This is a genomic window from Aeromonas sp. QDB30 (assembly GCF_027707645.1).
GTDB classification, from domain to species: domain Bacteria; phylum Pseudomonadota; class Gammaproteobacteria; order Enterobacterales; family Aeromonadaceae; genus Aeromonas; species Aeromonas caviae.
Genome location: NZ_JAPCIY010000004.1, coordinates 88,262 through 99,258, shown reverse-complemented (window position 1 = coordinate 99,258; position 10,997 = coordinate 88,262). Strand labels below are relative to the sequence as shown.

The window sequence follows — 10,997 nt, the reverse complement described above, 5'->3', positions numbered from 1 at the left end:
CAGACCGGGGTGTTCATCCTGGCGACCAATGACCACAGCGATACGCTGACCATGGCCGAACTTTTGGCCACCTATAAAGCGCAGCAGAATGTCGAACGGGGCTTTCGTTTTCTCAAGAGCCCGGAGTTTTTAACCTCCTCACTGTACCTGAAAAAGCCGGAGCGGATTGAAGCGTTGCTCATGGTGATGACCTGTAGCCTGATGATTTACGCAGCGTTGGAGCACCGGATCCGGCAGGGATTAGTGGAGCAGAATCGCAGTGTGGCGGATATGAAAAAGAAACCGACCCAGCAGCCGACGGCCCGTTGGATCTTTTTGCGCTTTGGTGGCATCCATGAATATCGACTGGGAGAAGCTCCGCCACAAGTAACGGAGCTAACAGGAGACCAGCAGATCATTTTGGAGGTATTGGGTGAGCGCTATCGGCAAATTTATTCCTAAATCAGGTGCGGAATGTCGGATATCAAGGTGTCTCGCGGCCATATTCACATCCGTCATGTGAATATCCATAAAAAGTAGAAACAGTCATTACTCGTCGTTGACGGTTTATTGCCCGCAAGGTGTTATAGTCGATGACTCGAGAAATCGGAGCCAGATGACCTTTGTCGGCAACGCTGGCGGTGATGATTCATCAACCAAGGAGATGTTATGAGCAGTCCGTTTATCGAACAGATCAAAGCACGTCGTACCATCTATGCCCTGGGCAACCGGGTGACCCACTCCGAGGCCCAGCTGACCGCCCTCATCAAGGATGCCGTCAAGCACAGCCCCTCTTCGTTCAACTCCCAGAGTTCCCGCGCCGTCATCCTGTTCGGCGAGCAGCACCACAAGCTGTGGGACATCGTCAAGGCGGAGCTCAAGAAGATAGTGCCGCCGGAGGCCTATCCCCAGAGTGAAGCCAAGATCAACGACAGCTTCCGCGCCGGGGCTGGCACCGTGCTCTTCTTCGAAGACACCGCCGTCATCGAGGATCTTCAGCAGAAATTCGCTCTCTATGCCGACAACTTCCCCATCTGGTCCGAACATGCCACCGGGATCGCCCAGTTCGCGGTCTGGACCACCCTGGCCCAGGAGGGCATCGGCGCCTCCCTGCAACACTACAACCCGCTCATCGACGATGCGGTGCGCAAGGAGTGGGACCTGCCCGCCAGCTGGCTGCTCCGTGCCCAGATGCCTTTTGGCAGCATAGAGCAACCTGCCGGCGACAAGACCTTCATCGACGACGAGGTGCGTTTCCGGGTCTTCAAGTAAGCCTTCACGCCCCCTCCACCAGGGGGCGTTTTCTTCTCTCACACGTTCACCCTTGTCACGTGCCAGCCATACTCTGAGCAAACCCTCTCTTGTCAGGAGGTCCCCATGGGGGACATCGCACGCCAACGTACCTCATGCACATTGACGCCCTTGTCCGCTCTGTTGTGTGTCGCCGCCCTGGTACTGCTGTTCTCGCTAATCGGCATCTTCACCCGCCCCCCCAACCTGCTGGCGGCCTTCTGGCCTGCCAATGCGGTCCTGCTCGGCTGCATGGTGCGCTATCCACGCCTGGCCACCCCGGCGGGCTGGGCCGGCGGCATACTGGGCTTTTTTCTCGCCGCCCTCTTCACCGGCGAGCCCCTGTTCAAAACCATCCTGCTGACCTGCGGCAACCTGGCCGGCATCGGCGTCGGGTATCTGCTGATGCATCGGCTCGCGCCTGCCGACAAGCTCCTCAGGCGCCCCACCTCCCTCGTGCTCCTGCTGCGAAACACCCTGGCCGCCTCCCTCGCCGCCGGCGTGGTCGGCGCCATCATCAATCCCATCCTGTCTCTGGGCCCCCCGCTCTACGGGCTGGGCTTCTGGTTTGCCAGCGAGCTGGTGAACTACATGACCATACTGCCGGTGCTCCTGACACTGCCTCCCCATGACAGCGTGCCCCCCTGGCGTACCCTCCTCTACCGCACCGAGTTCTCCTGGACCGGATTGATGCCGCTGCTGAGCCTGGTGGCCTCCCTGCTGCTCACCCTGCTCATCGAGGGGCCGGGATCCATCGCCTTCCCGGTACCGGCACTGCTCTGGTGCGCCGTCACCTACTCCGTCTTCGCCACCAGCCTGCTGACCCTGGGTTACAGCACCCTGATCCTGATCGCCCTCTCAAACGGCCACCTCGTCATCAATCACGATGTCCAGACCCAGTACTGGATGTTCTCCGTCCGGATAGGGGTCATGCTGATCGCTCTCACCCCCCTGACCGCCGCCAGCATCATGGCGGCCCGCAACAGCCTGCTGCGGGAGATGAAACACCTGGCCCACCACGATCACCTGACCGGTGCGCTGAACCGGGCCGGCTTCTGGTCGGCCGCCAATGAACTGCTCCAGCACCTCACGGTGCAGCGCTACCCTGTGGCGATCTGCATGCTGGACATCGATCATTTCAAACGCATCAATGATCGTCACGGTCACGAAGAGGGGGACAACCAGTTGAGCGGCTTCGCGGCCCGAGTGCGCGACCAGCTTCGACCGGGGACCTCTTCTGTCGCCTGGGGGGAGAGGAATTCGTGGCCATCTTGCCCGGCCTCAGCGAGGAGCAGGCCATGGCGGTGGCCGAGCGGCTGCGAAAAATCGTCGCGCAGCCAGGGGAAGAAAATGGAGCCGAGCCCGCCGTCTGCATCACGGTCAGCATCGGTATCGCCTCCCAGAGAGAGGGCCCCTTCAATCTGGACGAGCTGCTCTCTCGCGCCGATCAGGCGCTCTATCTGGCCAAGCACAATGGCCGCAACCGGGTGGAACGCTACTCGCCTGAGCAGGCTTCCCCCAGCGTCGGGCAATCTTGCGGCACCTGAATGGCGTGGCTCTTGTCGTCATCATCCGGCCTCTGCCGGCTGCGGGGCGGGCAGATGAAGATGGAGCCCGTCCGATGCCACCTCGATCTCGATCCCGCGCCAGTCCCGCAGCCAGCCCTTGAGCCTGTCGTCATACCGCCTTGTTCCCCCCATCTGCACCACCTGGCAACCCGCCTGCAGGGCGCTGGCGATGCCCGCTGGCGCATCCTCGAACACCAGGCAATCGGCCGGAGCCAGTCCCAACCGGCTGGCAGCCAGCAAATAAGGCTCGGGATCCGGCTTGCCCCGTACCACATCCCCGGCGCACACCAGGAGACGGGGCAGCGGCAATCCGGCGTGCAGCAGCCGGTGCTCTGCCACCCTCCGGCTTGCGGAGGTCACCAGCGCCCAGTGCGTCGGCGGCAGCTGTTCGAGCAGTCGCCGGGCACCGTCCAGGGGCATCGGCGCCGCAGCGTATTCCATCTCCAGATCGTCGAGCAGGGCCACCTCCACCGCCATGTCCAGCTGGGGAGCCAGGGCCCCTATCACCTCCCGTGAGCGCACGCCGTGACACATGGCGAGCACGGGATCGGGATCCAGCCCATGGTGCTGACACCAGCGCCGCCACACGACTTCCACGTCGCCGGTGGAGTGGACCAAGGTCCCGTCCATGTCCAGCAGCAGGGCCGCTGCCCTCACGCGCACCGCGCTCACAGGGCTCTCCCCGCCAGCGCATCGGCGAAGACCTGCCGCTGGGCAGCGGCCTCGTAACAGGCGAGCGCCTGCTCCGCATTGCTGGCCCACACCGGCAAGGGGGCGACGACGAACCCCTGCTGCAACAGGCTGGTCAGCAGCTCCCCGGTCTCCGGTGCGGCCAGCGGCTGAGCCATCACCAGGCTCCCCTTGATCAAGAACAGATAGCGTTCGCTCGACATGACATGACTCCTTGTGGCTGAACAGCGGGCAAGCAGGCCCGTTTCGAGACCATTAGAACAAGGAGATTAGATAATTTATAATCAATAAATCGCCACATTGGATAACCAAATGGAATGAGATTCGACCTGAGACAATTGCAGGCCTTCGTCATGCTGGCCGAGAGTGCCAACTACCGGGAGGCGGCCAGCCGGCTTTTTGTGACGCAACCGGCCCTGACCAAGCAGATCCAGGGACTGGAGCAGGCCCTCGGCAGCACCCTGTTCAACCGGGGCCGCCACGGGGCCGAGCTGACCGCCATCGGCCTCCAGTTGCTGCCCCAGGCCAGGGCTCTGGTGGATCACGGCAAGGGATTCGAGCGGCATGCCCTGGCGCTGGCAAGCGGTGCCGCCGGACGCCTCAACATCGGGTTCGGGCTCTCCAGCTTCGCACTGGCCCCCTCCCTGGTGGCCCGTTTCAAGCAGCAGGCCCCCGACGTGCTGGTTCACCTGCGGGACACCACGTCCGCCATCCAGCAGGAGCACTTGCTGGCGGGTCGGCTGCAACTGGGCTTCATGCGACGGCCTGATGCGCCACAACTGAGGGAACACAGGTTGCTGACGGACAGACTGGTGCTGGCCGTCCCCACCCAGGTGGCAGGGCCGGACTTCGACCTGGAGCGGGCGCTGATCCGCGATCCCTTGCTGCAGATGGTGGGCCATCGCTGCCCGGGTCTCAGCCAGCAGATCGCCCGCTTTCTCGGCGCCAACCAGCTGACCGGTCTCATTCAGGAGGCGGAAGACATCCAGACCCTGGTGGCCCTGGTGGCCGCCGGTATCGGCAACGCCATCCTGCCGCGCAGCGTGGGGTTCATCGCGGGCAAGGAGGTGACCCTCTACCCCCTCTCCGGCCCCTGGTCGGAATGGGAAATCAGCCTGGTGTGGAACCCGGAATTTGCCGATCCCATTCGGGATCGCTTCCTCGCCATGGTGAGAGAAACGCACCCCGAGCCCGCATGAGGTGCATGAGATGCCTGCAGGAGAAGATGGCCGGGCTCAGTCCCGCTCCGCCAGCTCCGCGACCTTGATGATCTCGGCAATGCGACCTAGCATGCGCAGGGAAGCTTGGTGTTCTGCGGCATCCGCCGCCGCGCAGGCATCCTCCAGGATGGTGATGGCGTAGTCCCGATCGTGGCCATCTCGCACCGCCCCCTGAATGGCCCAGCTGGTGCTCACGCCGCACACATAGAGATGCTCGATGCGATTGGCCCGTAGCGCAGGCTCCAGCGCCGTGCCGTAGAAGGGGCTGACCCTGGGTTTGGTCAGCACCAGATCCCCGGGTTGCACATCGAGCTCCGGGTGAAAGTCGGTGCCGCTGTCCACCAGGGAGAGGGCCCCGAACTGCCGGGCACGGCCAAACATGGGGGAGCCCTTGGGTTGCAGCAGATAGCCCTCGTCAAACCCCACCTTGATGAGCACCACCAGCCAGCCGTGAGCGCGGGCATGAGCCATCGCTTGGTTGGCGTGCGCAATGGCGTCCTGCTCGATCACCTGGGCCGCCGAGGCGGCGATGCGCCCGTCCGGGTGGGCGATGTCGTTGATGAAATCGATCACCAGCAATGCCTTGTTCATGGTGTGCTCCCCCCTTGCCTGAGGCCGTTTTGCCCCTGCGCCGCCAGGATCACTCCTCGCGGCCATATAAAAAACCGGCTGGCACCATCACACGGATTGATATGCCACCCGATTGGCACCTGGCAGTGCCACGCACTGCCTCATACCAGCCCAAGCGCATAGCGTAGCGCCATCTCCTTGAGGGGGCCCGCCTTGTCCGCCAGATTCAGCGCCAGGTTGCGGGCAAGCCTGAGGGGGCCTATCTCGTTGCTGAAGACCCCGTAGAAGAGATCCATCCCCGACTGCATCAGCAGGTTGTCAGGGCGGCGTCGCCCCTCGTAACGCCCGGCCAGCGCCAGCTCGTGCCACTGCGCCCCCGCCTTGCCGAGCAACCCGGCCCAGCAGGCCACGTCCTTGAAACCGAGGTTCACCCCCTGCCCCGCCAGCGGATTGATGGTGTGGGCCGCATCCCCGAGCAGCACCACTCGCCCGGCGTGATAGTCGTTGGCGTGACGGCGCACCAGGGGGAAGCTCCCCTTGTCCGTCACGGTGAAACCGCCAAGGCGGCTCGGGAAGTGGCGGCGCACCTCGACGGCCAGGGCCTCGTTGCTCATGGCGGCCAGCGCCCGGATGCGGGCCGGGCTGTCATACCAGACCAGGGAGCCATGGCGGCCCGGCAGCGGCAGGAAGGCGCGCGGGCCGCTCGGGGTGAACTGCTGCCAGGTGATGTCTTCCTGGGCAAAATCGGTGTCGATGTTGATCAGCATGCAGTGCTGGCGGTACTCGAAACGCGACACCCCGATGCCGGCCAATCGCCGGGTGTGGGATTCGGCACCATCGCAGGCCAACACCCAGCGCGCCTGCAGCTCGGTGCCGTCATCCAGGGTCAGCACGGCGTCATCCGCACCCTGGCGCAGACTCGTCACCGCCGCCGGGGTATGGGTCTGGATGGTCGGGAAATCCTCCATCCTTTTCAGCAGCGCGAGCTGGATCAGCCGGTTTTCGATGATGTAGCCGAGCTGGGGCAGCCCGAGATCCACCGCGTCGAAGCGGGTAGCGAAGCCGTCCAGCTCCCAGGTCTCCAGCCGGCGATAGGGGCACAGCCGCATCTGCTGCAGATATTGCCAGGCACCGGCCCGGGTCAGCAGCGCCACCGAGGCCTGACTGATGGCGGAAACCCGCAGATCCAGCGACTGCTCGGGGGCATAGGGCTCGGGCAACCGGGTCTCGATGACCCGCACCGAGAGCCCCTCTGCCGCCAGCAGGCAGGCGGTGGCGGCGCCCACCATGCCGGCGCCGACGATGGCGATATCACACTGTTCCATAACTTGATTCCTGCAAGGAGTCCCCGCGATAAGGGGCAAGGGCCGAACCGAATGGGGCATGATAACGCAAGGAGGCGGCAGAAACAGTGAGGGGGATGCGCAATTGCCGACGACAAGCCGGCCCTGATGGCGACGGGCGGCCCCAGACTGGTCAGCACCGGGATTGCGGAGTAAAATGGCCGGTCCTTTGACCCTGCCGATTTCAAAACCAGTCACGAGAAGCAATGAGCAAGAAACTTCATATCAAGACCTGGGGCTGCCAGATGAACGAGTACGACTCGTCCAAGATGGCGGACCTGCTGGATGCCAGCAATGGCTACACGCTTACCGAGGAGCCGGAAGAGGCAGATGTGCTGCTGCTCAACACCTGTTCCATCCGCGAGAAGGCCCAGGAGAAGGTGTTCCACCAGCTCGGTCGCTGGAAGAAGCTCAAGGCGAAAAAACCGGGGCTGGTGATCGGGGTGGGCGGCTGCGTCGCCTCCCAGGAAGGGGAGAACCTGCGCAGCCGGGCGCCCTATGTGGACATCGTCTTCGGACCCCAGACCCTGCACCGCCTGCCGACCATGATCAAGCAGGTGCAGGAGGGGCGCGGTGCCCAGGTGGACATCGCCTTCCCCGAGATCGAGAAGTTCGACAACCTGCCCGACCCCCGTGCCGAGGGAGCGACCGCCTTCGTTTCCATCATGGAAGGCTGCTCCAAGTACTGCTCCTTCTGCGTGGTGCCCTACACCCGTGGCGAGGAGGTGAGCCGGCCGCTGGATGACGTGCTCTATGAAATCGCCCAGCTCGCCCAGCAAGGGGTGCGCGAAGTGAACCTGCTCGGCCAGAACGTCAACGCCTACCGGGGACCGACCTTCGACGGGGAGGTCTGCACCTTCGCCGAACTGCTGCGCCTGGTGGCTGCCATCGACGGCATCGACCGCATTCGCTACACCACCAGCCACCCGGTCGAGTTCACCGACGACATCATCGAGGTCTATCGTGATACCCCCGAGGTGGTCAGCTTCCTGCACTTGCCCATCCAGAGCGGCTCGGATCGCATCCTGACCATGATGAAGCGCCCGCACACCGTGCTGGAGTACAAGTCCAAGATCCGCCGCCTGCGCGCCGTGCGTCCCGACATCACCATGAGCTCCGACTTCATCGTCGGCTTCCCGAACGAGACGGACGAAGACTTCGAGGCCACCATGAAACTCATCGAGGAGATCAACTTCGACATGAGCTTCAGCTTCATCTACAGCCCGCGCCCCGGCACCCCGGCCGCGGACCTGCCCGATGACGTCGACATGGAGGTGAAGAAGGCCCGCCTGACTCGACTGCAAAACCGCATCAATCACCAGTCCATGCTCATCGGCCGCGCCATGCTGGGCTCGGTGCAGCGCATCCTGGTGGAGGGGCCCTCCAAGATGGATCCCATGCAGCTCAGTGGCCGCACCGAGAACAACCGGGTGGTCAACTTCGAGGGGCCGCACCGCCTCATCGGCGGCTTCGCCGACGTGGAGATCACCGACGTACGCCCCTACTCCCTGCGCGGCCGCTTCATCCGCGGCGAGGACGAAATGAACCTGCGCATCGCCACGGCCCCGAGCGAGATCCTCGCCCGTCGTCCTGACAACGTGCCCGATGATCTGGGCGTTGCGGCCTTCAGACCCCATTGATGACTCTCTCCCCCGCCCCCTGGCGGGGGAACAACCGATAAGAGGACACCTTGAGCCGACACATCTCCACCCTGAATCTGCATCTGGAACCCGCCGACAACCAGCGCCTCGCCAGCCTGTGCGGACCCTTTGACGACAACCTCAAGCAGCTGGAGCGCCGTCTCGGCATCGAGATAAGCTACCGGGACAACCACTTCCAAGTGATCGGCAAGCAGGCCCAGGTGGAGGCGGCTGCCGTCATCCTCAAGCACCTCTATGTGGAAACCCAGCCCCTCAAGGGGAGCAAGGTGAGCGACATCACCCCCGAGATGGTGCACCTGGCGGTGCAGGAGTCCCGCGTGCTGGAGCAGGACGACGAACCCGCCCCCTCCCTGCCGTATGGCAAGGAGGTCACGGTCAAGACCAAGCGCGGTCTCATCAAGCCCCGCAGCCCGAACCAGGCCCAGTACATCGCCAATATCGTGCGCCACGACATCAGCTTCGGCATCGGGCCCGCCGGGACCGGCAAGACCTATCTCGCCGTGGCCGCCGCCGTGGATGCCCTGGAGCGCCAGGAGATCCGCCGCATCCTGCTGACCCGCCCGGCGGTGGAAGCCGGTGAGAAGCTCGGCTTCCTGCCCGGCGATCTTTCCCAGAAGGTGGACCCCTACCTGCGCCCCCTCTACGACGCCCTGTTCGAGATGCTGGGCTTCGAGCGGGTGGAGAAGCTGATGGAGCGCAACGTCATCGAGGTGGCGCCGCTCGCCTACATGCGAGGCAGAACCTTGAATGACGCCTTTATCATCCTGGACGAGGCCCAGAACACCACCACGGAACAGATGAAGATGTTCCTGACCCGCATCGGCTTCAACTCCAAGGCGGTGGTGACCGGCGACATCACCCAGGTGGACTTGCCTCGCAGCACCAAATCCGGTCTGCGCCACGCCCTGGAGGTTTTGCAGGGGGTCGATGGTCTCTCCTTCAACTTCTTCGAGTCCAAGGACGTGGTGCGCCATCCCGTGGTGGCCCGCATCGTGCAGGCCTACGAGGCATTCGATGCCCAGCAGGCGGCCGAGAAGAACGCAGCCACTCCCCGCAACGAGAACACCAGCAAAGAGAGTGCCCAATGAGCGTGACCCTGGATCTGCAACTGGCCTGCGCCAGCCCGGACGGCCTGCCGAGCGAGGCCCAGCTGCAAGGCTGGCTCGACGGCACCATTCTGGGCTTCCAGCCCGAGGCCGAGGTGACGGTGCGCCTGGTGGACGAGGCGGAGAGCCGCGAGCTCAACCACACCTATCGCGGCAAGGACAAGCCCACCAACGTGCTCTCCTTCCCCTTCGAGGCGCCGCCGGGTCTCGAGCTGCCCCTGCTCGGGGATCTGGTGATCTGCCGCCAGGTGGTCGAGGCCGAAGCCGTCGAACAGGGCAAGCCCCTGATGGCCCACTGGGCTCACATGGTTGTGCATGGCAGTCTGCATCTGCTAGGTTATGACCATATCGAGGACGAGGAAGCCGAGGAGATGGAGCAGCTCGAGCGCGACATCATGCAGGAACTGGGCTTCGCCGATCCTTATCTGAACGACGAAGAGTAACGAACCGGATGGTCATCGTCTTGAAACAGCCGATGCCCATCCTCATATAGCCACAACGATTTCAAGTGTGTTCATACGAGTAACCAAGAGAGAAAATGACCGACGATCACCCTAGTACCGGCTCGCCGAAGAAAACCTGGCTCGACAAACTCAGCCAACTCTTCCAGGGCGAGCCAAAAGACCGCAACGATCTGGTAGAGGTCATCGCCGATGCCGAAGAGCGGGACCTCATCGATCAGGACACCAAGGACATGATCGAGGGCGTGCTCGAAATTGCCGAGCTGCGCGTGCGTGACATCATGATCCCCCGCTCCCAGATGGTGACCATCGAGAAGTCCCAGCCGGTGGACGAGTTCCTGCCGGTCATCATCGAATCCGGCCACTCCCGCTTCCCGGTGATCAACGAAGACAAGGATCACGTGGAGGGCATCTTGCTCGCCAAGGATCTGCTGCCGTTCGGGTTTGGCGGCCAGCATGCCAGCGAGCCGCTCCAGCTGGAGAAGATCCTGCGTCCCACGGTGATCGTGCCGGAGAGCAAGCGGGTCGATCGCCTGCTCAAGGAGTTCCGGGAAGAGCGCTACCACATGGCCATCGTGGTGGACGAGTTTGGCGGTGTCTCTGGTCTCGTGACCATCGAGGACATTCTGGAGCTCATCGTAGGCGAGATTGACGACGAGTTCGACGACATCGAGGACGAGCCGGAAGAGATCCGCCGCATCAGCAAGCGAGTCTTCTCGGTGAGCGCGCTGACCGAGATCGAGGACTTCAACGACTTCTTCGGCACCCAGTTCAGCGATGAAGAGGTGGACACCGTCGGCGGTCTGGTGATGCACGCCTTCAGCCACCTGCCCAAGAAGGGTGAAGAGATCGAACTCGACGGCTACCTGTTCAAGGTGATGCACGCCGATCGCCGTCGCCTGCAACAGTTGCAGGTGAAGATCCCCGAGCATCATGCGGCGGCGCAGCCGGAGTCCTGATCCCGCCCAGCCCCACGCACATCCCGCGCCCCTCTCGTCAGGGGCGCTTTTTTTGCCTCCCTCCCGCCGCGCTACCGCCACTTAGCCCACGCCGACCGCGAGGCTCGCCGTTGACCCGGTTTGCGGTTAAGATGTCGGCCATTGTGTTTC

12 protein-coding genes are annotated in these 10,997 nt (G+C 63.4%); 8 read left to right on the top strand and 4 right to left on the bottom strand.

What is annotated here, in order from left to right; all coding sequences use genetic code 11:
* The 3 genes from PG896_RS02425 to PG896_RS02415 all read left to right on the top strand — a co-directional run.
* Nucleotides 1-441, top strand: a 441-nt coding sequence (locus PG896_RS02425) for an IS1634 family transposase (RefSeq protein ID WP_270835340.1), incomplete at its 5' end; no start/stop codon positions are given.
* 207 nt (nt 442-648) lie between these two features.
* Nucleotides 649-1,251 (top strand): nitroreductase family protein, encoded by a 603-nt coding sequence (locus PG896_RS02420; protein WP_109111898.1) that lies wholly within the window; start codon nt 649-651, stop codon nt 1,249-1,251.
* Nucleotides 1,252-1,356: 105 nt separating this feature from the next.
* Nucleotides 1,357-2,874 carry an MASE1 domain-containing protein gene (locus tag PG896_RS02415; protein WP_367142329.1) on the top strand — a complete coding sequence of 506 codons (1,518 nt, stop codon included), beginning with the start codon at nt 1,357-1,359 and terminating at the stop codon, nt 2,872-2,874.
* On the opposite strand, the gene PG896_RS02405 is transcribed toward PG896_RS02415, so the two are convergent.
* A complete protein-coding gene (locus PG896_RS02405) occupies nt 2,838-3,509 on the bottom strand; it encodes an HAD-IA family hydrolase (RefSeq protein ID WP_109111899.1) in 672 nt (223 codons plus the stop codon). The two genes, PG896_RS02415 and PG896_RS02405, sit on opposite strands and share 37 nt — an antisense overlap.
* Nucleotides 3,506-3,730 carry a hypothetical protein gene (locus PG896_RS02400; RefSeq protein ID WP_010673776.1) on the bottom strand — a complete coding sequence of 75 codons (225 nt, stop codon included), beginning with the start codon at nt 3,728-3,730 and terminating at the stop codon, nt 3,506-3,508. The genes PG896_RS02405 and PG896_RS02400 overlap by 4 nt, the downstream gene beginning before the upstream one ends.
* Nucleotides 3,731-3,844: 114 nt before the next feature.
* Between PG896_RS02400 and PG896_RS02395 the strand changes: the two genes are divergently transcribed.
* A complete protein-coding gene (locus PG896_RS02395) occupies nt 3,845-4,726 on the top strand; it encodes a LysR family transcriptional regulator (RefSeq protein ID WP_270835339.1) in 882 nt (293 codons plus the stop codon).
* A gap of 36 nt (nt 4,727-4,762) precedes the next feature.
* On the opposite strand, the gene PG896_RS02390 is transcribed toward PG896_RS02395, so the two are convergent.
* Both PG896_RS02390 and PG896_RS02385 read right to left on the bottom strand, forming a co-directional pair.
* Nucleotides 4,763-5,338: a cysteine hydrolase family protein gene (locus tag PG896_RS02390; RefSeq protein ID WP_270835338.1), complete on the bottom strand. Its 576-nt coding sequence runs from the start codon at nt 5,336-5,338 to the stop codon at nt 4,763-4,765.
* A 140-nt stretch (nt 5,339-5,478) separates the two neighbouring features.
* Nucleotides 5,479-6,642, bottom strand: coding sequence for an FAD-dependent monooxygenase (locus tag PG896_RS02385; RefSeq protein WP_109111902.1), 1,164 nt, complete (start codon nt 6,640-6,642; stop codon nt 5,479-5,481).
* 224 nt (nt 6,643-6,866) lie between these two features.
* On the opposite strand from PG896_RS02385, the gene miaB reads away from it, so the two are divergent.
* The 4 genes from miaB to corC all read left to right on the top strand — a co-directional run bounded on the left by miaB (nt 6,867) and on the right by corC (nt 10,847).
* On the top strand, nt 6,867-8,300 hold the full coding sequence (gene miaB / locus PG896_RS02380) for a tRNA (N6-isopentenyl adenosine(37)-C2)-methylthiotransferase MiaB (RefSeq protein ID WP_216987100.1): 1,434 nt from the start codon (nt 6,867-6,869) through the stop codon (nt 8,298-8,300).
* Between the two features lie 50 nt (nt 8,301-8,350).
* Nucleotides 8,351-9,409, top strand: a complete 1,059-nt coding sequence (locus tag PG896_RS02375) for a PhoH family protein (RefSeq protein ID WP_042865110.1) — start codon at nt 8,351-8,353, stop codon at nt 9,407-9,409.
* Nucleotides 9,406-9,870, top strand: a complete 465-nt coding sequence (gene ybeY, locus PG896_RS02370; RefSeq protein WP_042865109.1) for an rRNA maturation RNase YbeY — start codon at nt 9,406-9,408, stop codon at nt 9,868-9,870. Before PG896_RS02375 ends, ybeY begins: the two co-directional genes overlap by 4 nt.
* 95 nt (nt 9,871-9,965) lie before the next feature.
* Nucleotides 9,966-10,847, top strand: a complete 882-nt coding sequence (corC, locus tag PG896_RS02365) for a CNNM family magnesium/cobalt transport protein CorC (RefSeq protein ID WP_010673769.1) — start codon at nt 9,966-9,968, stop codon at nt 10,845-10,847.
* Nucleotides 10,848-10,997 lie beyond the last annotated feature (150 nt).